Source organism: Sinomonas humi (assembly GCF_000802235.1).
In the GTDB taxonomy this organism is placed as follows: Bacteria; Actinomycetota; Actinomycetes; order Actinomycetales; family Micrococcaceae; genus Sinomonas; species Sinomonas humi.
The window spans coordinates 45154-66268 of sequence record NZ_JTDL01000109.1; the positions used below are offsets into that span (position 1 = coordinate 45154).

Here is a 21115-nt window from a genome sequence, read left to right on the forward strand (position 1 = left end):
GACATCGGTATGAGTGATAAGGAGACACTCGGCAGCCCGACGCCTGAGCCCGGGGCCGGTATCAGCCGGGACCCAGAGGATTGGGTGACCGGAGACGAGCCGATGACCGCCGCCCAGCGGAGCTACCTCGACACCCTGGCCCGCGAGGCGGGCGAGGAGCTCCCTGCGGACCTCACGAAGGCCCAGGCCTCAGAGCACATCGACCGACTCCAGAACAAGAGTGGCAGGTTGTCGCGGGACGCCGATTCCTGAAGTTGACCCCCTAAACCCCTTCAGCGGGATGGTCAGAATGAGTGACGATCAGAGCCTCAGCGAACTTCAGAACCTGCTGCTGGATAGCCCTGACCTCAAGACCTTCCTCAGCAGCCTCTCGTCAGCAGCAGCTCGACGCGCCTCCTGGTACACGATGTCCGCGTCGGTCTCGCCCGTGGCGATCTGCTCGCGGTACGCGGGCCATGGAGGCCAGGATGGGGGCGGCGTCGAACTCGGCCGATCCGACGTCCATGAATGCCTGTGTGCGGCCCGCCCCGCTTTCGGCTCAGACGGGTGCGGCTTCGGCTGCGCGCCGTCCCCGCCGCTTGGGCGGCAGGTCCGCCAATGCCTTCTGCCCTGCCCTCCATGCGACGATGTCCAGGGCCCGGAGCGGGCTGATCGGCATCTGGTCTTCCGGGGCGAGGGCCGCCAGGGCTTCCCACTCCCGGTGGTGGCGCACCAGGTCATCCCGGACGGCGTCGAGCCAGGCCCGCGCGTAGCCCTCCCATGACCGGGCCTTCTCCACGGGTACGGGCGCGCCGTCGCACTCGGTGTAGCAGTGCCTGACCGCCACGTCGAAGACCGGGATGAGGCCGGGGCGCTTGCGGGAGAGCACCTTCGAAAGGGTTGTCATCCCCACGAACGCAGGCCTGCTGTCGAGGACCCCGAACAGGGCGGCGACCGACGCCAGGTCATCCTCGGTCGCCTCGTCGAGCGCCAGCTGGGTCGGGACGTTCTGGAGGAGCTCGTTCAGGGTCGGGGTCAGGTCCTTGAGCGAGTAGTAGGTGGGCACCGGGTTCTGCGAGACGTTCAGCAGCGCCGGGGCCAGCAGGTCCGCGTCCCCGAGCAGCGGGGAGTCGGTGCCGGAGCCCTCGTAGGCGTCGTAGGCCGGGTAGCTGGAGCGCGGCGACGTCAGGTATTCGGTGGCCCAGGCCTTGGCCTGGTCGAGCTCGACGGTCAGCGCACCGACGGTGAGGGTGGTCATGGGCCCAAAGCTAGCCGACCGCGCCCGAGGCGGGCCGACGGCGCGCGGCGGCGGCGCTCAGTCGGCGCGTCCCCGCCGGCCGGCGCGCCGCGCGAAGGCGTCGAGCGCGTTCAGGATCTCCTCCGAGCGCCAGTTGCGGCCCATCTTGTGCTTGTTCACGCCTACGACGATCCCGGCCTCCTCGAGCTGGCCCATGGCCCGCCACGCGGTCTGACGGGAGAGCCCGAGCTCGTCCTCGAGCACCTTCGAGGTCACCACCGGCTGGCGCGTGAGCAGGTCTGCGACCTTCCAGACGGCGTTGTCGGCGCGGGCCGAGATCCTCCCGTTCCAGGACTCTCGTGCCTGCCCGATGTCGGATGCGAGGCGCCGGCCGTTCTCGATGGCACGGAAGGCCGCCTCTGCACCCATCCACACGATGGCCTCGGGGTCCCCCTCCCGGTAGGAGTCCAGGGCCAGGTGGTAGGACCGGACGTCGACGAGGAGGCCTGCGGAGATCGGGACCGTGACATTCCTGGTGAGGCCCTTGCCCCGCAGGATTGCCTGCAGCAGGGCGCGCCCGGTGCGGCCGTTGCCGTCGGCGAAGGGGTGGATGGTCTCGAACTGGGCGTGGGCGAGCATGGCGTGGGCGAGCACCTGGACGTCGTTGCGCTTGACGAACGCGGCGAGATCGTCGATCAGCTCTGGCACGCGCTCGAACCGCGGGGCGACATAGTCCGCACCGACCGGGGTCCGGGCGCTGGTGCCGATCCAGACCGGCTCCTCGCGCCATTTCCCTGCCTGGCCGGGGTCGGCGTGCGCCATGAGCGCGCGGTGCATGGCGAGGATGGTCTCAGGCGTCAGGTCGTCGGCCGCGGCGAGGGCGGCCTTCATCGCAGAGACGTTGTCGACGATCAGGGTGGCGTTCTGCCTGGACTGGTCCCCGAGCTCGGCCATGGCGACGCTGCGGGCGCTGGCAGAGACGTTCTCGATCATCGACGAGGAGACGGACTCGGTGCGCAGCAGCACCGATGCGAATGGGGCGAGGCCCGCTCCGAGCTCGGAGTCGAACTCCCGGATGGCGACGGCGGCGTCCTCGAGCTCTGCGGCGACGCTGCCCGTCGGCGAGTACTCTGCCTGTCGGATCAGGGCCGGGACCGCAGCCTCGTAGCGGTTGGCCTGCTCCCCGAGTGCGGCGCGGGGGCCGAACTCGTAGCGGCTGGTCCATTCCAAGGACTCGTGTCCGATCGCGGGCCAGCCCGCTCTTGCGGTTTCCGTCGCTGCCACCATGACCTCCTTCCGAGTTGGGAACCCTGTCGAAGTTTTGTTTCAACTCCTATGCTAGTTGAAACAAAAGTGAAGCGGCAGTTGGATCTGCGCCGGGACTTGGAACGACCGGGGAGGGGGCGTCTCAAGTGCTTCGACGTCGCCCGCGCACGGGAGGGGCCGGAAGCGAAGGCCCGGCCCCTCCCATGCGTCCACTGTCAGGCGGCGGCGACCACCCGGTGCTGGGTGTGCTGGAACAGCGCCATGAACGCCGCCCGGAACCGCTCCGGGACCCGCTTGCCCTTCGGTAGCTGGTTCAGCAGCTTCGTCGCGCCCGGCATCGCCACGTCCGGCTTGCCGTTCTCAGCGAACACGGTCAGCACGTGCGCCGCCGGGGACCAGTTGGCATCCGAGAGCAGGCCGAGGGCCGTCACCGACTGGGCGAGGGCGAACAGCTTGTCCGGGCGGGCGCCGAAGTCCACGATCGAGGGGTCGTTCATGACCTCCAGCGGGTCGTAGAGGTCGTTCGCGGCGACCCACGCGAGGTACTCCGTCCCGGCGCCGTGCCCGACGAGCCCCTCCAGCACCAGCCGGGCGGCTTCCATGTCCTCCGGCTCCAGCTGGGCCAGGACCTCGATCGCGTTCGACCAGCTGCGCGGGGAGGGCCACGCCTTCCCGGCCTTCGTCAGGTCCTTGGGCGGCTCCGGGGCGAGGTGCCTGCTGTTGTTCTTGATGAACGTCGCGACCTGCCCGGCGACCACCGCGCGGCGGGTTGACGGGTCGGCGGAGAGGATCCGGTCGAGCGCCGGGTACTGGACGTGGTCGAAGCCGGTGACGATGTTGTCGAGCCAGACGCCGCTGTCGAACTGCCAGTCCAGGTGCAGGAACCGGTTCGCCATGGCCGGGGCGAGGTCGTAGGCGTCCACCGCCGTGTCGGTCGGGTTCGCCGCCGCGACGATCGCCACGTGCGGCTCGAGAGCGTCCTCCCCGACCACGCGCTCCTGCACGGGGCGGAGCATGCCCTTCATCACCGAGGGGGCCGCGGTGTTGAACTCGTCCAGGAACAGGAGCGCCCGCCCTTGGCCTTGTTGAGCCGCCGCACCCACCCGAAGGTCGAGTAGGAGACGACCCCCTCCTTCTCCACCATGACCCCGAGGAAGTCGGTGGCCTCGCGGGTGGACCCGACCAGAGTCTCCACGTGCATGCCCCACGACTGCTCAGCGGCTGTCCTCGGACTTCCCCGTGCACTGCAGCGTTACGGTCGGCAGGAACGGGCGGCCGATGACGCTCGGTGAGAGCGATCAAGAGGCGCTCGAGCTGGACAAGATCCAGTACAGGAGCCTTGAGGGCCCGTGCATGGAGGTCCTGCGGACGGGGCAGGTCTACGACATCAGGGACGTGCAGAGCGAGGACCGCTGGGCCGGACACATAGACGCCATGCGCGAGAGCGAGATCCGCAGCGTGCTCGGCGTACCCATCCCGCTGCGGGGCGAGGCGAGCGCCTCGCTCAACAGCTACGCGGAAGCCGTCGGCGCGTTCGGCGGCGAGACCAGGCAGGCCGCCCTCGATTTCGCCAAGTTCGCTTCCACCTCCGTGACTTTGGCGCTTCGCATCACGGCCGAATCCGAAAGGGCCTCGGACCTTGAGGCAGCCCTCGAGTCCCGCACAGCCATCAACCTCGCTGCGCGGTGTGATCATGGCCCAGTCGCGCTGCACGTCTCAGGAGGCGATGGAGATCCTCAAGCGGGCCTCCAACCAGCGCAATATGAAGGTGCGCGACATCGCCAGTTCGATCCTGGAGAGGTTCGACGATCCGAAGCCGCGCACTCATTTCACGTAGCGCCGCCCAATGTCTGCTCAAGCTCAAGGCGGGTAGTCCTCAACTAAGGCTCGGGAATGACGGGGATGGGATCGCTATGGATGAGACGACGCGCTTCGCCGAAGAGTGTGCTGTGGGGCAAGTGCGGAGGGACAACGGGATCAGCATGGTCGCGATCGGTGTGGTGGTGATGATGTTCGGGATTGTCGTCCCGATGAAACCGAACGTCACAGGCCTCATCGGCTTTGCCCTGATAGTTGCGGCGTGCTTCATGATCTCGTCCGGAAGACGGAAGATCCGCCGCGCGCTTGACGGCCTAGTCGGGAATCTTCAGCACCATTGAAAGCCATCGGACTGGACGAATGCGGGGGCCCGGAGGTTCTGGGAATTCATGAACTCCCCGAGCCCCATCCCGGCTCGCGCGAAGTGCGGATTCGGGTCGGAGGAATTGCGGTGAGCCCGACGGATACTTCTTTCCGTTCGAGTCCCGCTCGTCACCCGGAAGGCTCCAAGCCCCCGTTCATCCCTGGGATGGATGCGGCCGGGGTGGTAGACGAGGTGGGACCGGAAAGCCGGTGGAAAGTCGGCGACGAGGTAATGGCAATCGCTCTTCCGAATTCCCAGCATGGCGGGGCCTACGTGGAGTATCTCGTCGCACCCGACGATTCGATTGCGCGGATTCCCGGGAACACGAGCATTGAAGAAGCGGCCACCATTCCCATGAACGGGCTGACCGCGACCCAGATCCTCGAACTTCTCGACCTCAAGCCCGGCCAGACGCTCGCCGTCACTGGTGCTGCGGGCACGCTCGGCAACTACGTGATCCAGCTCGCCAAGAATGCGGGCCTCAGAGTAATTGGGGATTCGGCCGAGAAAGACAGGGAACTGGTCGAATCCCTCGGGACGGACTACGTCGTCGCACGCGGGGATGCCGTAGCCCAGCACATCCGGGAAATTGTGCCTGAGGGTGTGGACGGCCTCGTCGATACGGCCCTCCTTCACGAGAAGGTCGTGCCCGCAGTGAAGGACGGCCGCGTCTTCGTTTCGGTTCGAGGCTGGAAAGGCGACGGCGCCCGTGGCATTCGCTTCGAAGCGGCCTCGGTCCGCGCCGAATACCTCGCGCATTCAAAACTGGAAGCATTGCGGGAGGCTGTCGAGCAAGGAATCTTGACCCCTCGCGTGGCCGCGGTTCTGCCGGCCGATCAGGCTCCCGAGGCTCACCGGCGTCTTGAAGCCGGAGGGACTAGAGGGCGTTTTGTTCTGAAGTTCTGAGCCGACTTTCGGCCTATTTCTCTGGTTGCTCCCTCAGGTGCGCCTCCACAACGAGTCGCCCGAGGCGGCGTCCGAGCTCGGCAGCTTCGCTCTCCCCCTCTGCGGAGGAGACGATCGAGCCCTTGATGAGCGTCTGGAGCTCTGCAGCGAACCCAACGGGGTCTGGGATGCCCCGCTCGGCGGCGAAGCGAGCTATGTCCTCCCGCAGCAGCGCCGAGTAATGGATGCAAGCCTTCCCGAGCCGGTGCTCAGGCCCGAGTTCCATCAGCACGTGGATGAAGGACCTGGCCTCGGGGACGTGGGCGCGGAACAGCTCGGCATAGACGTCGAATACTCCCAATAACGCCATCGGTCCCTCCCCTGCCGCTTGCACCGCCGCGGCAAGTTCCTTCTGACGCTCCTGGTACAGGCGTTCCAGATAGACCAGGCCGAGCTCGTCCTTTGAGGCGAAGTGCCGGTAGAAGCTCGCCTTGGCGACGTCGGAGCGAGCCAAAAGCTCCTCGATCCCGGTGTCCCGGACGCCTTGGGCGGCATACAGCTCGAAGGCCGCGGCGAGAACCCGTTCCCGGACACTCGGTCGGTCCTTGCGCCTCTGCTCGGCATCCATCAAGACATCGTACGATACAGACCTGTCTGTCTACCTCATGTTTCTTCCTGCGATTACCTTGTCCGCTCGGGGCTTAGCCCGCCCCAGCGTGGGTATCGTTACGGGTGTCTCCGTCGCCTTCGGCGCCAAGGCCAAAGCCGCCAGCCGGAAGCAAGACCAACCAACCAAGGAGAACCCTTTGCTCACCGTCAACGCCTATGCCGCCCCGTCTTCCGACGCTCCCCTCGAGCCGGTGAGGATCACCCGCCGCGATGTGGGCCCCAAGGATGTTCTGATCGAGATCAAGTACGCCGGCATCTGCCACTCCGATATCCACACCGTCCGGGAAGAGTGGGGCCCGATCAAGCACCCCCTCGTCGTCGGCCATGAGATCGTGGGACTCGTCGCGGAGGTCGGCTCCGAAGTAACCAAGCACGCCGTCGGCGACCGGGTCGGCGTCGGCTGCATGGTCAACTCCTGCCGGGAATGCGAGAACTGCCTCGCGGGTGAGGAGCAGTACTGCCTCAACGGCAACGTCGGCACCTACGGCAGCGTCGACCGCGATGGGACCATCACCCAGGGTGGCTACTCGACGCACGTCGTGGTGGACGAGGACTTCGTCCTGCGCGTCCCCGAGTCGCTCGACTTCGCGGCCGCCGCCCCGCTCCTCTGCGCCGGAATCACGACCTACTCTCCCCTGCGCCACTGGGAGGCCGGCCCCGGGAAGCGGGTCGCCGTCGTCGGAATGGGCGGCCTTGGCCACATGGCCGTCAAGCTCGCCCACGCCATGGGCGCCGAGGTCACCGTGCTCTCGCGGAGCCTCTCGAAGAAGGACGACGGCCTGCGCCTCGGCGCGGACCACTACTTCGCGACCGAGGATGCAAAGACGTTCGAGGAGCTCAAGAACAGCTTCGACCTGATCGTCAACACCGTCTCGGCACCGATCGACCTCGCCGCCTACCTCGGGCTCCTGCGCCGCAACGGCACCATGGTCAACGTGGGCGCTCCCGCCGAGCCGCTGCCCCTCACGGTATTCACCCTCTTCCGCAACCGCCGTTCCTTCGCCGGCTCGAGCATCGGCGGAATCCGTGAAACCCAGGAGATGCTCGACTTCTGCGCCGAGCACGGCATCATCCCGGACACCGAACTCATCGACGCCTCGTACATCAACGAGGCATGGAAGCGCGTCCTCTCCTCGGACGTCCGCTACCGCTTCGTCATCGACGCGGCGACCTTCGCCTAAAAGCACCAAAACGACGACGGCGCCCCGGGCCAAGAGGCTCGGGGCGCCGTCGTCTTCGGTCTTCCCTCTCACGGAGGCAGACGTTTCTCGCGAAGGCGGACGTTTCTCACGAGAGCGGACGTTTAGGCGCGCTGCAACGTGCGCTTTCGCCACAAACGTCCGCTCTCGGGGCGCCAACGCAGGATCCGCCAAAGATTTGGCAAGATTCCCGAGGCCTGCCCCTCTAGCAGTGTGGGATGTGAATGGGTGCTTTCAAGAAGGGGTTGTCGACGTGGTCCACCAACGCAACGCCGTCTCTCCAGGCGATGCGTGGGCGGGTCGGGACAGTCAGGATAAGAAGCGAAAGCGACTCGAATCGCTGACGAGCCTGCGGTTCTTCGCGGCGACCGCGGTGGCGCTCATGCACGGGCTGAACCGCTACGACCTCCCGGTCGTGAATCTCGGCTTCGTGGGGGTGAGCTTCTTCTTCGTCCTCTCCGGATTCGTCCTGACGTGGTCGGATTCCACGGTCGCAGGCACAGCGGCATTCCTCAGGAACCGTTTCGCCAAGCTGTTCCCACTGAGTGCGGCAACATTGGCGATCGCGGCAGTCGTGCCAGTCGCACCGAATTCCAGCCGGCTCTCCTTCCTCCAGAGTCTGACATTGACCCAGGCATGGCGGCCGTCCTCGGCGACGTCCTTCAACCCAGTGACGTGGTCATTGTCGGCCGAGGCCTTCTTCTATCTCCTGCTGCCCGCGCTTCTCGCTGTGCTGCGTCGGCTCAACGCTCGCGAACTGACCGCCGCCGTTGTCCTCCTCGCGGTCCTGCAGCCCGCTATGTGGCTGGTCTGCCAGCTCACCCTCGGCGTACAGGTAGGGCCCTGGGCGGGGCACTTCTTCACGTATGACTTCCCCCCGTACCGCCTGCCTGAGTTCGCCATCGGCGTCGCCCTGGCCCTTCTCCTAGAAAAGGGGCACACACCGTCTCAGGCCGGCCAGCTCGCCGTCATGTCATTCGCAACAGCCGGAGCGGCCCTCGCACTCACGGCCAGCTTCCTGCACTTCACTCCCTACGGGGCCATCGACGCGCTCGTACTGCCAGCGATCATCGTCCTAATCTGGACAGCTGCCCTTCGCGAGCTCACCGGAACCAGCCGGTTCCTCGCCCACCCCCGTCTTGTCGCCTTGGGAAACCGCTCCTTCTCTTTCTACATGGTGCACTACCTCGTCCTCGGAGCCGTCGGACTCTTGATCGGTCTGGGGCCTCAAGACCTCCCATGGTGGCTCGTGCCACCAGCCCTCCTCACGGCCGCAGCCATTGCAGGGCTGGCGTACCGCTTCGTCGAGAATCCCTGCGGACGAGCCATCCGGGACTTGTTCTCCGGCAAGACGGCCCCGGCCCCCGCCTCGACGTCTTCAGCAGGACTCCCGGATCTCGGCGATGGGCAGCCGGCAGAGGCCGGCATCGGCCTCAGCGGACGGGACCTATGAGCGCGACAGGAGCCGGTGTCGAGAGTTCAGAAGCCGCCCCGGGAAGCCTCGTAGACGATCGGATCGCTGAGCGTCCCCGCGTCCAGCCTCGATGGTTGGCCGAGTCCACAGGAATGGTGCTCGCGTTGGCACTCGCGCTGCTGGCGGTATGGCACATGGATGCCACGGACCGCTCGTGGATCCTCTACTACGAGTCCGACAGCGTCCTGCCGGCGCTCGTGCGCGGGTCCGTCCTTGCTGGACAACCGCAGAACTGGTCCCTTTCGGCGGTGCTCTTCATCCCGGAGATGGGGCTCTATTTCGCGATCGCGGCGTTGGGGCTCGGGATCAAGGGAACCTTCGCGTTCAACGCGGTGGTGAACCTCCTCATGTTCTACGGATCCTTGAGGCTCCTGAGCGGATTCGTGCAGCGGGAAGTGCCTCGATCGCGGCGCGTCGCCGGGGCGCTCGTCGCCTTCGGCGCACTGGTGTCCCTCACTCTTCTGGAAGACTCCCCGCGTCCCGACACCTTCGAGCTCGCGTCACTGGTGGCAACGGCCACTTACTACAGCAGCACCGTGCTGGCGTCAGTGCTCGCGACGGGGATTGTCTCATCCCTTTCTACCGCTCGCCCTGGGCGGCGCCGGCGCCGACTCGAGTTCGGGCTGCTCGGCCTCACCGTCGCAGCCACCCTGACCAATCCTCTGTTCCTGGGCTGGGAGGTGGCCCCGCTGGCGCTGGTCCTTGCCCTCATGGCAAGGCGGCGCGTTATCCCTTGGCGCCACCTCATCCGTGTGGGTGTCGTCGTGGCCTTGGGCGCGGGACTCGGGTTCGCGGGCAGGATTCCCTTCTCGCATCTCATCGCGAAGGACGGTCCAGCCTATGTGGACCCTGGATCTGCTCCTTGGCTGGCCATCTACTACCCGAAGATGCTGGCCGAGCGCACTTCCACGATCATGGGGGCGCTGTCCCTCACAGCGGTCGTCGCCCTGATCCTCGTCTCAGGAATCGCCTTCCGCAAGTTCCTCTCCGAACGGGATGCGCGAGCTTCGGTGGTCGCCGGGATGGGATGGGTGGGGCCGGTGGTCGTCATGGTGGGTGCGATCGCCGTCGGCGCCTTCGGCACAAGATACTTCCAGCCGATGTTCTTCGCCCCAGTCTGCACACTCGCGCTCGCTCCCCGACTTTTCCGCGACGGTTTGATATTCATCCGTCCGCTTCCCCGCAGGACACTCAAAGTGCTTCTGGGCGCGACGGTGGCCGCCTGCGTGGCCTTCTCGGCGTTGGCCACGGGCGCCCTGAGCAGCTCGGCCACAACGATCAACCCGGACATCCGCTGTGTCGACGACTGGATCAGTGCAAGTCACCGCACGGGCGCGGGCCACTTCGGGACCATCCGCGGCCCCAAGGCCTATCTCGCTGAACCCGATCAGCTCATCCAGATAGACGATCCGTTCCGGGCCTTCCCTTGGCTTACCGACCGCACGGACTACGCCACCAAGAAGGTCTCGTTCGTGCTCAGCGACGCGGCGTATCCCCTGCCGGTCCTGCCGGCGGCGGCCAAAGCGGCACCGCACCGCACCGTCTCCTGCGGCCGGTACACCATCACCGACTTCGGCCAACCCATTCTCCCCATCGGCCCAGCCCCAGCAGACTTGAGCTCATAAAGGCCGTCGAGTAATGGCCGTCGAGCCTCCAAACACCGCTCCGGTGCGGGGCAGCTCCTCCGGCCGCCTTGCACTTCAGACATCGACAAGGGTAAATATTCATCTGTGTCGATGAATCCAGACCTGACCCCGGTGCAGGCGGTCGCGTGCTGCTCGCCCCTCGCCCGGGAGCCGTTGTCCGAGGAAGTGGCCGAGCAGGTCTCGGTCGTGCTGAAGGCGCTCGGCGATCCGGTACGGCTGCGCCTGATGTCCTTGGTCGCCTCCCACGAGGGCGGCGAGGCGTGCGTCTGCGACCTCAACAACGCCTTCGACCTCTCGCAGCCCACCATCAGCCACCATCTCAAGGTCCTGCACGAGGCCGGCCTCCTCGAGCGCGAGAAGCGCGGGGTCTGGGCGTACTACCGCGCCCGGACTGACATGCTCGAGAACCTCGCCGCCGTGATCGGCGGGACGCCGACGTGAGCCTGCTCGCCCGCCGCGCCACCGCCGAACTGGTCGGTACAGCGTTCCTGGTGATCGCCGTCGTCGGCTCCGGGATCATGGCCTCGCGGCTCTCCCCCAACGACACCGGGCTGGCGCTGCTCGAGAACAGCGTCGCAACCGGTGCGGCGCTCGTGGCCCTCATCGTGGCCCTCCAACCGGTCTCGGCGTCGTTCAACCCTGTGGTGACGCTCGTCGAGAAGGGCCTGGGCCTCGTGGACTGGCGCACGGCGGGGGCGCTCATCGTCGCGCAGTTCGTCGGCGGACTGCTCGGCACCGTGGTGGCCAACCTGATGTTCGGGCTCGACGCCGTGGCACTCTCCTCCCACACCCGAATGGGCCCGGGACTGTGGCTGGGTGAGGTCGTGGCCACGGTGGGCCTGCTGCTCGTGGTGTTCGGCACGGTCCGTTCGGGGCGCGCGGACCGGGTCGCCTTCGCCGTCGGCGGGTACATCGCGGCGGCCTATTGGTTCACGAGCTCAACCAGCTTCGCGAATCCGGCAGTGACCCTCGCCCGCACCATCACGAATACCTTCGCCGGGATCGCCCCGGCCTCGGCCCCGTGGTTCGTCGTCGCCCAACTTGTGGGCGGCGCACTGGGGTTCCTGCTCGTCCGGTTCCTCTACCCCCTTGTTGCCAGCCACTCCTCCGAAGCCAGCGGCACAGCCGCGGCCGATCGAAAGGTCATCTCATGAGCGCCAAGCCTTCCGTCCTCTTCGTCTGCGTGCACAACGCCGGCCGGTCCCAGATGGCAGCCGCCTACCTCAACCACCTCTCCGAGGGGCGGATCGAGGTCCGCTCCGCCGGATCCGAACCGGCCGAGAAGGTCAATCCCGCCGCCGTCGAGGCGATGCTCGAGGAGGGCATCGACATCCGCAACGAGACCCCGAAGATCCTCACCACGGAGGCGGTGAAGGATTCCGACGTCGTCATCACCATGGGCTGCGGCGATACCTGCCCGATTTTCCCCGGCAAGCGGTATGAGGATTGGGAGCTCGAGGACCCGGCGGGCAAGGGCGTGGAGGCAGTGCGCCCGATCCGGAACGAGATCAAGGGCCGGGTCCAGGCCCTCATCGCCGAACTGCTTCCCGCCGACGCCTGACTCCAAGAAGTCGCTACGCTCGGCCTCCAGCAAAATCCGGTACCGTTGCATGGATTTTCCAGAGACGGGAGATGGCATGGACCGGACCGCGGCAAGCGGCGGCGAGGACGACGGCGGAGATCGCCTCCTTGCCCTCGCCTCGCTGGGATTGGTGGGCACCGGGGCCGAGGAACGCTTCGATCGGATCACGCGGGCGGCGCAGGAGCTGTTCGAGGTCCCAGTCGCCGCGGTGAACCTGCTCGACGACCATTACCTCTACACGAAGTCGCCCCAGTTCCCGGGCACCGCCGTGCGGAACCGCCCAGACACGTTCTGCGACGTCACCATCAGCGCAGACGAGCTCACCGTCTCCCCCGACACCGCCGCGGATCCCCGGTTCTCAGACAAGCCCGACGTCGCCGGCGGGAGGGGCGTTCGCTTCTATGCCGGCCGCCCGCTCCACGTCGACGGCCACCCTGTCGGGACTCTCTGCCTCTACGACGTCCGTCCCCGCGAACTCACCCGAGACGCCCTGAATCGCTTCGATGAAATGGGCGCCTGGGCCGAACGGGAGCTGCTGGATTCCCGCGAAATCGAGCACGCCGTGACCGTTCAGCAGGCACTCCTGCCCACCATCTCTCCCGCCGCACCCGCCTACGCCGTCGCCGCAACGAGCGCTCCCCTCAACGGACTCGGAGGCGACTTCTACTCATGGCGCCGGGTCGGCGAAACCGTCGAACTAACGGTGGCCGACGTCATGGGCAAAGGCGTTGCCGCTGCCCTCATGGCGGCCACCGTCCGCGCCGCACTGTATTCCCGGGAACCCGGCTCGCCAGCCGAGCAGCTCGAGGGAACCGGGAGAGTGCTCGATCAGGATCTCGAGGCGACCGGGATCTTCGCGACGGTCTTCCACGCCCGGCTCGACATCGAGACCGGTGCCGTCGCCTACGCCGACGCGGGCCACGGGCTGAACCTCCTGGTCCGAGCCGACGGGGGCCACGAGCAGCTCCGCGGGTCCGGCCTGCCCCTCGGCCTCGAACTCTCCACGTCACGCCGTGACGAGCACGCCACCCTCGAGCCCGGCGACACCCTCGTCTCCTTCACCGACGGGCTCCTCGAACTGCACGGGGGAACGCTCGCGGCCTTCGAGGACATCGCCCGGCTCGTCGCCGAACATCGCGACCCGAGCTCCATCGTCGAGGCCGTGAAAGCCCTCGTCGCCGAGGCGGCTCCGGACGACGACGTCACCGTCCTCGCCGTCCACAGAACCCGGGGCGAGGGAAGTTAAGTGGTACTTGGTCCGGATTCGAGTACCGGCAAGTGTTGGACCCGCCCGGGACGCGTGGGAGCGTAGAAGCATGTTCCGGCTGGGCGGGGCAGGGCCAACTGAATACGCCGAATATCTAACTAAATACCGGAATGAGGGCCTCTGAAGAAATGGGACTATGGGGGCCCTCATCGGTGTCTAGGATCGGCTCAGTTCAGCCGCTATCTGCTGACCTTCGCAGTCGCCAACCCAGCCTTGAAAGCGCGCGGCGGCGTCGACGTCGTCGTCACCGTAGCCCTCTTGCTCCTCATCGCCCGCCCGGCGATTCCGGGCACCGGGCACCCGTCACCGAGGAGAAGGAAGCCCGCGGGCCCGCCTAGGCCCAGTGGGCTCCGAGGATCTCCTCGATCATCCTGCTCCGCGATTCAGGGAGCGTACCGCTGCGCTCGGCCGCCCTCTGCGCTTCGAGCCAAGCTCCGAGCCACGACTCGGAGGCTTCCTCTGCATTCCATTCGGGAACGCGGTCGTGCCTTTCGTGGAAGTCGGCCAGAGCGTGGAGGATCCTTGCGAACTGGTCCTCCGGCTGCTTCGGCTCGGGGAGTCCTGTGATCTCCCTCGCCATCCTCTGCCGCATCACTTCGTCCATTTGTCTCCCCCATCCCGAGCCGCTGTTGAGGTGAAGCGGCGCTCATTCGCTCCCTGAGGCCGGGTCCTCGACCCGCGTGGGTTCGGTTCCGGCTGAATGGCGGGGGTGCTGGCCCCAGCGGCGGAAGAACCTCATGCATCCTGTCCACCAGGTTCTGCGGCCACCGTGCCGAGAGAACCGAGCGGTTTCGAACCCTTCACCGTTGTCGAGGGCCATGTTCAACTGCCTCCTTCTGTTGTTGCGCCGCTTGCGTGGGTAGCAGCGGTGAGCGGACGACGACGGCCGCCCCCGCCGTACGTTTCCGTCGCCAGGCCGAGTGCCCCGGTAAGGGCTGGGCTCGGCTCGGCCCCTGTCTGCTTCAGGAGCCGGTGGCGGAAGTCCTCGTGGACGTAGAAGGCCTCGTGCAGGTTGCCGCCGAGGATGAGCGCTCGGATCAGGAGGGCGTGGGAAGACTCGCGCAGGGGCGCGATCGCTGCCGAGCTTCGTGCGGCGGCGGCGGCCGTTGCCGCGTCGTCGAACTGCAGGCTGCAGCGGGCGATCGCTTCGAGAGTGGCGAGGCGAAAGAGCCGCACCAGCTCGCGGTAATGCAGGGTCCAGCCTTCGGCCCACCCGGGGAGGAGCTCGGCGTCCCTGAGTTCGCCGATGAGTTCAGGAGCTGCGTGGACTATCGCGTTCGGGCCGTCGGCGGCCCGCAGCAGTTCGGTGAGGTCCACCCCGACCTCGGGCGCGAGGGCGAGCAGTTCCTCGCTGTCGTCCAGGAGTCCTGGCATGCCGTGCTGGACCCTGGACACCTCTGCCCTGAGCCGTTCCATGGAGTCTTCCGGCGCCCGCCCCGGCAGGAGAAGCTGCGCGACTGCTTCGAAGGAGGCTGGCCCGGCAAGGGTTACGCCGGCGACCAAGCGCCTCCTGAACCCACCGATGGGGACCGGTGCACCATCGCACACGAGTTCCCAGCGCCGCAGCAGCTGGACCTCCCATTTCGACACACTCACACCCCTGTACCGGCGTTGACCGCCCCAATCCCTGTCAAGGGCCGCGATAGCGGCCCACAATCCAGTACAGACCAGACCGTTCCTTCTGTCCCGAGTGGTGGCTACGCGTCCTTATTTGAGGGCCACTCAGGCTGTGCGGGCCCGGGTACTCAGGAGAGGAGTGCGGAACACGGGCGGCTACTCGAAATAGGGGCGGACGACGGCGGATGCGCACCTTCCTCGGGGAAGAGCACCGGGTGTGCCGCGAACGTGAGCAAAGCGTCCATGAGACGGAGGCAAAGAAAAGAACCCCGCGATCCGTAGATCGCGGGGCTCCTCTTGATGCGGCAACCCGATGGCCTGGCGCCTAGCTGGCTGTAGGGCTTACAGGCCGGCGAGAAGGTTGTTGAGGACCTGGGTTAAGCCTGGGAGGCCATGCCCGTTGTCCAGCAAGCCAGCGACACTGCACAGCAGATTGCCGAGAAGGTTCCCCGGCCCGGGCTGTGCGGTGATGTTGAGGTTCACCTGGTTCAGATCGACAACGAGGCCGAGCAGATCGAGGTGAAGCGGCCCGAGAGTCAGGCTCAACACGTTACACGCGCCGCTGGTGGAAGCGTTCGTGACTGTTGAGGTGACCGGGGAGTTGACGATGTTCGTCACCGCTCCAGAAGCTGAGGTCAGCGTTCCATTGAAGAGACCCTGGACAACCAGCTGCCCGTTCTGGTTGAGGAAGTGAGTGGGCGTGAACGTGCCCGCCAAGGTGCTGCCGTCGGAGAGGACCTGGTTGATCGTCACGGGAGCAATAGTGGCGGGTGCCGTCTGGGCAGCGCTCGAGACGGAAGGAGCCGTGACCGATGCAGGTTCCGCAGCGTTGGATGCTGCTGCAGCCGAAACCATGAACGCCCCCGAGAGCGCGACGGTCAGGACGGGTGCGAGAAACTTCGTCTTCTTCATCTTGGATCTACCTCCAATAGATCAGCCGGAAAACGGCCGCAAGCCGCTGTCCGGGCTCAATCTGAGCTGCGGGGCTCTCCCGCATTGCAGGCCGATACCCTCGCTCGAGAGGCCGTAATCACATCTGCGACCTGAGTGATGGAGGGGTAGACAAGGATCGAGAATGTCCTTCATCATGCCGCGCAAGACTGCGACAGAGGGCGGCTTGCGCTCTTACGAGGCGAGAAGTGAGAGCACTCCGCTCGCAAAGTTTTCAATCATCCCATCCAGCCGCGGGTATTCGCGCGGCAGAGACCTCGGCTCGGACTTGCTCTCGCTGAGGATGAGATCGGCGTACGCCTGCGGCGAGTCTTCGCTCTGCAGAAGCGACTCCCCCAGCTCGAGGTACTCAGATTCGGGGGCATGGTATGGCCAAGTTGTCGAGAGGACAGGCAGCCCGAGCGCCAAGGCATCGACGGCGATCAGGCCGATTCGCCCCGGCATGAGGATGGCGCGCGACTTGCGGCCCAAGGCAGCCTTGATCCGCGCGTCGGCGTAGCCAACAAGGCTGACTTGCCCTCTCTCGGACGCCCGGCTCAGAAGGGACTCTTCCTCGCCGCGCCCCGCTACGAGGAGCCGAATAGCGGGATCCTGATCCCAAACTCGGTCTAAAGCGTCCGCGAGGAATCCAATGCGTTTGCTCGCGTCGAGCCCCCCAATAAAGGCATACGTCTTTCGCCGATCGATCTCCCCGGTGGACGCGAGGAGCTCCGCGGCCTCGTGATCGTCGACGCCTGCGACCGCGTCATCGAGGGCAGTTGTGTCGATCGTGTTCATCACCGTGGTAACCCGGCGGGGATCGGCACCGAGTTCAACCGCGAGGCGAGCCCCGCCAGGCGTGTAGGCGAAGACCTGTAGCGCTTTGCGCACCTGCCAGCGTTCCACGAGGGCGTCCAACGGATTCGGGTCGCCGACATAGGAGCCGATGTGCCCCCACACTCCGACCTTGATGTTCCGGAACGTCGAGAGGGCGAGAGCGAGATTCGTGTCCAGCGACGAACCGAGGTGACCGACGACGACGGCGTCGCACCCTTTCCAGAAGCTGTAGGCAGTTCCGAGGCGAACAGTTCGTCTGCCCAAGGGAATCTGCCGCTGGCTGAAGTGCTCGACCCAAGGAAGATCGGCCGCATCGTTCCGCCCCGACTGGGAGCCGTCCGGGTCGTCGGCAATGATGGTGAGATCGATTCCGTGCTCATCGAGCCGTGCTCGTAGACCTTCGAAGAAGGCGACCCGGTAGGTCGGAACGTAAGGCTGAACGATCGCAACCTTTGCCCGCAGCTTGTTGTCAGCTTGCCCCATACGGATCAGACGCCCAGGGATGCGTAGTCGAAGACCGGAGCGTGCTTGCGGCCGAGCGCTGCAAATTCCCAGCCTGCCGAATTCCACCGATCACCCGAAAACACGTTGCGCGCGTCCACAATCTTCCTGGCGGGTGTAAGGAGGGCAAGGCTTTCAGGGCTCATGCTCTTGAACTCATCCCATTCTGTCAGGACCAGAATCAGGTCCGCATCGGCGACGGCGGCCGCCAGACTCTCCTCATAGCGGAGACGCGGGAAACGGCGTGCGGCGTTGAAGTTCGCCTTGGGATCGTAGACCGCGACCTCCGCTCCCGCGTCGAAGAGGCGGACAGCGACATCGAGGGCGGGGGAATCGCGCACATCGTCGCTGTTGGGCTTAAAGGCTGCGCCTAGAGCAGCCACCTTCTTCCCCCGGAGTTCGCCGAGCATAGCGGTTGCAAGAAAGACGGCGCGCTCCCGCCGCCGCAGGTTGATGTCCTCGACCTCGGAGAGGAATCGCATGCTGCGCTCGTGGCCCAGTTCGCTCGCTCTCGCTTGAAGAGCACGGATGTCCTTCGGGAGGCAGCCCCCACCGAAGCCGAGACCTGCCCGGAGAAACTTGGGCCCGATCCGTTCGTCGAGGCCGAGCCCAGCGGCAAGCGTCTGAATGTCCCCGCCAACGGTCTCCGTAATTTCGGACAGTGCGTTGATGAAGCTGATCTTGGTAGCCAGGAAGGCATTTGCCGCGACCTTGACGAGTTCTGCAGTCTCGAAGTCCGTCACGATGAAGGGGACGCCCTGTTCCTCTGCTGCCGAATAGACGGCCTTCAACGTCCTCTCGTGAGCAGCGTCCTCTACGCCCACCACAATTCGGTCTGGGTGCAGAGTGTCCTGCACGGCGAAGCCTTCTCGCAAGAACTCCGGATTCCACGCGAGGCCGATCTCAACGCTCGGGTCCTGATGGCGGCGGAGCACCTCCCGGAGGCGCTGGGTGGTTCCGACAGGCACCGTCGACTTACCGACGATCAAGGCGTCGCGTGTGATCGTTTCCGCCAAAGACCGAACCGCGGCCTCAACGAAACTCGTATCGGCCGAACCTTCACCCTGACGTTGGGGCGTTCCGACGCCGAGGAAGTGCACCTCGGCCCACGCTCCTACCTCTTCGTATGACGTCGTGAATCGGAGGCGGCCCGTACCGACGTGGCGGTTCAGAAGTTCGGCCAGCCCGGGTTCGAAGAAGGGAAGTTCACCAGCCGCAAGGGACTCGATTTTAAGCGGGTCGGTATCGAGGCCGACAACGTCGTGCCCTAGTTCAGCCAGACAGGCAGCGTGGGTTGCGCCCAAATAGCCTGTACCGATGACGCTGATCTTCATGGATCCCCCAAACCAAGCACGGAGCCTTTGACAAGTTAGTCATGAGACTGTCAAAAACAGCCCACTACCGCACTTTCAAAACAAGCGATTTTTAAAACGGCTTCCTTCTGGAAGCCTTACTGCCAATTCAGGCCAACGGCCCGGAGCTCGATGAGCTCCGGGCCGTTGGAAGACGCTCTACTTAGGCGCTGTGACGCTGGCGGCGAACGAAGGTCAGCGTACCGACGATCGCGACGCCGAGGACCAGCGCGCCGGCCCCGATCCAGATCATGAGCATCGGCAGGGTCGCGCCGGTGTTGGCGAGGTTGCTGCCGGTGTTGGCGAGGTTTCCACTCGTGTTGGCGGTCGTACCGGTGTTCGCAACAGTTCCGCTAACCGCCGGAACGATCGTGATCGAAGCGGTTCCGACATTGCCCGAGGTGAGGCCCGTTGCGGTCAGGGTGTAGGTGCCCGAGGCGTTGGTCGGGAACGTGACGTTCACCGAGAGAGCGCCGGTGGAGGACGCCTGCTTGGTGAAGGAAGTCAGGACAGCGGCCTTGACCACCGAGAGGGTCACAGGCGTGTTGCCGCTGACCGAAACAGCGACCGACTCGTTCGGCGCGAAGGAGCCGGCAGCAAAGTTCACGGTCACCGTCCCGCCAGGCACCGCGTCGCCGGTCACGGTGACGTTGTTGTTCGGGACATAGCCGGCCGCGTTCGCAGCGCTAGGCACGGCAACGAGGGCAAGGATGGCAAAGGACAGTACTGCGAGGGCTTTTTTCAACATGGAAAGATCCCCAGTCTTTGAATTGATAGTCGAATATCGGGTCTACGACAGCCCCCGAGTAGATGTCTACTGCGACGTTAGCGTACTACATCCTGACACGAAAGTGACAAGTCGGAAATCAGCGGATTGTTAACAGTCGGTGTCGATACTATGTCGGGCTTGGCCTCGGCATTGGGTGTGCCGAGGAATTGAAACGTCAACGTCGCACTCTGGCCTGGTGAAAGGACCGGAGCCGTCTGCGCCACCGGATACCCAGAGTCCATATCCCTGTGAACGTTGAGCGGATTGCCGTTCTGGGACGAGGACAGATAGATGGCTGAAGGGGGGGCGTATACATTCACCTGCGTCTTGATGTCGCCCGGTTGTACGCCGTAGGCGCCGCCTCCGGTCACGTACTCAGGAAGCGAAGAGGCTGCGTCGGGCGGAGCCGCGTTGGTCAGAGTCACCTCGATCTTCCAAGTCGGTCTTCCGTCGGCGCGGCACATAACTCCGCCAACCTTGTAGGACTCGCGGAGGTAGTAGTCCATCTTGGCGCCGGTTGCGTCGTTGAGATAGACGCCGAAAACGCCATGGGAAGGTGTCTGCGGCGGGAGCACACCGGAAAGGTCTCCGGCCTGAATCGCGTCCTGCTCCTTTTGATTGGGACTCCAGACGAGCAGGCGATGCTCTGAAGCAGACTGGTTGAGCGCATCGAGCATGGGCTTGGGCTGGAATCCGCCAGCCGCGACTTTCGCGAAGACCGCGGCTGCCGCCGAGGAGAAGAAATCGTCCTTCTGCTGCACGGCGCTGTACTTCGTATAGGCGTCGCTCAGAAGCAGTTTGACGGCATTGCCGCTGTCCATGGTTTCACCGGACGGAAGATGCACTGGGCCGGTGGCCTTGAGGATGTAGCTCAGCGCGATAGGGTCCAACGAGATGACCCCATCCGCCTGGTCCCCGAAGTGCTGCTTCCACATGTCAGTCGCAAGCCTGGCAGTCAACGGAAACTGCGGCGCGAGATTCACGTCTTGAAAATATTGGCCGACGATTGGCCCGTAGAGGCCCTTCGTCTGGTCAGCGAGAGGAAGCACGGGCTGGGGGAACTGCTCGATGTCTTTTGCCTCAGCCTGCCGGCCCAACGTGATGTGACCGTGGTCGACTCGGATCTCGGCAGCGGCACCAGGAATGCCTCCTGTCGCACGCAGCTCCGCACTGTTTTGAAACAGCACGAGGTACGTCCTCGGTCCGCTATCCCCCAGCATCGGCGGGAGCATGCTGGTGGCGGTGTCCGCCGTGGAGATCTGCTGAGCTGCCTGCCCGAGCACAGCCTTGAACTTGTCGATGCCATCAGTCAGCTGTGGCAGTGCGCCGAAGCCCGGCGTCAAGGCGTTTACCTCTGAATAGGCGTTCTGCACCACGCCGTTCGCTTGAACGACGGCGGGGCGTGCGGCGGTGAGCGCCTCAAGATCCATGACCCCGTGCGCCGGTTTGATGGTCGAGGGGCTGATGCTGGCCGCGACGTCAGAAAGGGGCAGCACAGCACCGTGGGCAACGTTGCTCAGGATTCCCGTGAGCTGGTTGATGGTCGAGAAGTTGGTGCCGAGAACTGGAATCAAACCAGCCGCCTGCCACACCGGGTCGTTCACATAACCACGGGCAGCGTCGACGTGGGAGGTGAGCTGCTTCGCACTGTCACGAGCTTGTGTCGTCTGCCCCGCCACGATTTCGGTCTGGACGGCCTTGGCGAGCTGCTCGGACTGGGTGA

The 21115-nt window shown here is 65.4% G+C and carries 23 protein-coding genes; 11 read left to right on the forward strand and 12 right to left on the reverse strand.

Annotated features, from left to right (window positions below; genetic code table 11):
• Positions 1–9 precede the first annotated feature (9 nt).
• On the forward strand, positions 10–252 hold the full coding sequence (locus LK10_RS10850) for a DUF3072 domain-containing protein (RefSeq protein ID WP_043123498.1): 243 nt from the start codon (positions 10–12) through the stop codon (positions 250–252).
• A gap of 286 nt (positions 253–538) precedes the next feature.
• Here LK10_RS10850 and LK10_RS10855 read toward each other — a convergent pair whose 3' ends face one another.
• The 4 genes from LK10_RS10855 to LK10_RS21895 form a co-directional block, all read right to left on the reverse strand.
• Positions 539–1237 (reverse strand): DUF6308 family protein, encoded by a 699-nt coding sequence (locus LK10_RS10855; protein ID WP_043123499.1) that lies wholly within the window; start codon positions 1235–1237, stop codon positions 539–541.
• 57 nt (positions 1238–1294) lie between these two features.
• Entirely contained in the window at positions 1295–2503 is a 1209-nt protein-coding gene (locus LK10_RS10860; protein WP_043123500.1) for a Fic family protein, read from the reverse strand.
• Between the two features lie 194 nt (positions 2504–2697).
• A complete protein-coding gene (locus LK10_RS10865; protein WP_156144130.1) occupies positions 2698–3486 on the reverse strand; it encodes a hypothetical protein in 789 nt (262 codons plus the stop codon).
• A gap of 20 nt (positions 3487–3506) precedes the next feature.
• Positions 3507–3683 carry a hypothetical protein gene (locus LK10_RS21895; RefSeq protein ID WP_156144131.1) on the reverse strand — a complete coding sequence of 59 codons (177 nt, stop codon included), beginning with the start codon at positions 3681–3683 and terminating at the stop codon, positions 3507–3509.
• A gap of 38 nt (positions 3684–3721) precedes the next feature.
• On the opposite strand from LK10_RS21895, the gene LK10_RS23125 reads away from it, so the two are divergent.
• The 3 genes from LK10_RS23125 to LK10_RS10880 all read left to right on the forward strand — a co-directional run bounded on the left by LK10_RS23125 (position 3722) and on the right by LK10_RS10880 (position 5570).
• Positions 3722–4366: a GAF domain-containing protein gene (locus LK10_RS23125; protein ID WP_081998455.1), complete on the forward strand. Its 645-nt coding sequence runs from the start codon at positions 3722–3724 to the stop codon at positions 4364–4366.
• Between the two features lie 29 nt (positions 4367–4395).
• A complete protein-coding gene (locus tag LK10_RS10875) occupies positions 4396–4641 on the forward strand; it encodes a hypothetical protein (RefSeq protein ID WP_043123501.1) in 246 nt (81 codons plus the stop codon).
• 83 nt (positions 4642–4724) lie between these two features.
• Positions 4725–5570, forward strand: coding sequence for an NADP-dependent oxidoreductase (locus LK10_RS10880; RefSeq protein WP_408021455.1), 846 nt, complete (start codon positions 4725–4727; stop codon positions 5568–5570).
• 13 nt (positions 5571–5583) lie between these two features.
• Here the strand turns inward: LK10_RS10880 and LK10_RS10885 are convergent, their stop codons facing one another.
• Positions 5584–6177 carry a TetR/AcrR family transcriptional regulator gene (locus LK10_RS10885; RefSeq protein ID WP_043123504.1) on the reverse strand — a complete coding sequence of 198 codons (594 nt, stop codon included), beginning with the start codon at positions 6175–6177 and terminating at the stop codon, positions 5584–5586.
• A gap of 178 nt (positions 6178–6355) precedes the next feature.
• Between LK10_RS10885 and LK10_RS10890 the strand changes: the two genes are divergently transcribed.
• The 7 genes from LK10_RS10890 (at position 6356) to LK10_RS10920 (ending at position 13365) form a co-directional block, all read left to right on the forward strand.
• Positions 6356–7399 (forward strand): NAD(P)-dependent alcohol dehydrogenase, encoded by a 1044-nt coding sequence (locus tag LK10_RS10890; protein WP_043123506.1) that lies wholly within the window; start codon positions 6356–6358, stop codon positions 7397–7399.
• Between the two features lie 271 nt (positions 7400–7670).
• Positions 7671–8870: an acyltransferase family protein gene (locus LK10_RS20865; protein WP_052207213.1), complete on the forward strand. Its 1200-nt coding sequence runs from the start codon at positions 7671–7673 to the stop codon at positions 8868–8870.
• Positions 8867–10516, forward strand: coding sequence for a hypothetical protein (locus LK10_RS10900; RefSeq protein ID WP_043123508.1), 1650 nt, complete (start codon positions 8867–8869; stop codon positions 10514–10516). The genes LK10_RS20865 and LK10_RS10900 overlap by 4 nt, the downstream gene beginning before the upstream one ends.
• A gap of 111 nt (positions 10517–10627) precedes the next feature.
• Positions 10628–10978 carry an ArsR/SmtB family transcription factor gene (locus LK10_RS10905; RefSeq protein WP_043123638.1) on the forward strand — a complete coding sequence of 117 codons (351 nt, stop codon included), beginning with the start codon at positions 10628–10630 and terminating at the stop codon, positions 10976–10978.
• Entirely contained in the window at positions 10975–11691 is a 717-nt protein-coding gene (locus LK10_RS10910) for an aquaporin (protein ID WP_043123511.1), read from the forward strand. The genes LK10_RS10905 and LK10_RS10910 overlap by 4 nt, the downstream gene beginning before the upstream one ends.
• The gene (locus LK10_RS10915) at positions 11688–12098 is read left to right on the forward strand and encodes an arsenate reductase ArsC (RefSeq protein ID WP_043123513.1); all 411 of its coding nucleotides are present in this window, start codon (positions 11688–11690) and stop codon (positions 12096–12098) included. Before LK10_RS10910 ends, LK10_RS10915 begins: the two co-directional genes overlap by 4 nt.
• Positions 12099–12147: 49 nt before the next feature.
• A complete protein-coding gene (locus LK10_RS10920; RefSeq protein ID WP_081998456.1) occupies positions 12148–13365 on the forward strand; it encodes a PP2C family protein-serine/threonine phosphatase in 1218 nt (405 codons plus the stop codon).
• A gap of 355 nt (positions 13366–13720) precedes the next feature.
• Here the strand turns inward: LK10_RS10920 and LK10_RS10925 are convergent, their stop codons facing one another.
• The 7 genes from LK10_RS10925 to LK10_RS10955 form a co-directional block, all read right to left on the reverse strand.
• The gene (locus tag LK10_RS10925) at positions 13721–13990 is read right to left on the reverse strand and encodes a helicase associated domain-containing protein (protein ID WP_043123515.1); all 270 of its coding nucleotides are present in this window, start codon (positions 13988–13990) and stop codon (positions 13721–13723) included.
• Between the two features lie 218 nt (positions 13991–14208).
• On the reverse strand, positions 14209–14976 hold the full coding sequence (locus tag LK10_RS10930) for an AfsR/SARP family transcriptional regulator (RefSeq protein WP_156144134.1): 768 nt from the start codon (positions 14974–14976) through the stop codon (positions 14209–14211).
• Positions 14977–15345: 369 nt separating this feature from the next.
• Positions 15346–15915, reverse strand: coding sequence for a hypothetical protein (locus LK10_RS10935; RefSeq protein WP_043123520.1), 570 nt, complete (start codon positions 15913–15915; stop codon positions 15346–15348).
• Positions 15916–16128: 213 nt separating this feature from the next.
• Complete coding sequence (locus tag LK10_RS10940) at positions 16129–17253, reverse strand: glycosyltransferase (RefSeq protein ID WP_043123522.1); 1125 nt, start codon at positions 17251–17253, stop codon at positions 16129–16131.
• Between the two features lie 5 nt (positions 17254–17258).
• Positions 17259–18605, reverse strand: a complete 1347-nt coding sequence (locus LK10_RS10945; protein ID WP_043123525.1) for a UDP-glucose dehydrogenase family protein — start codon at positions 18603–18605, stop codon at positions 17259–17261.
• 181 nt (positions 18606–18786) lie between these two features.
• Complete coding sequence (locus LK10_RS10950; RefSeq protein ID WP_052207215.1) at positions 18787–19371, reverse strand: hypothetical protein; 585 nt, start codon at positions 19369–19371, stop codon at positions 18787–18789.
• 77 nt (positions 19372–19448) lie between these two features.
• Positions 19449–21071, reverse strand: a complete 1623-nt coding sequence (locus tag LK10_RS10955; RefSeq protein ID WP_197061914.1) for a DUF4012 domain-containing protein — start codon at positions 21069–21071, stop codon at positions 19449–19451.
• Positions 21072–21115: the final 44 nt, after the last annotated feature.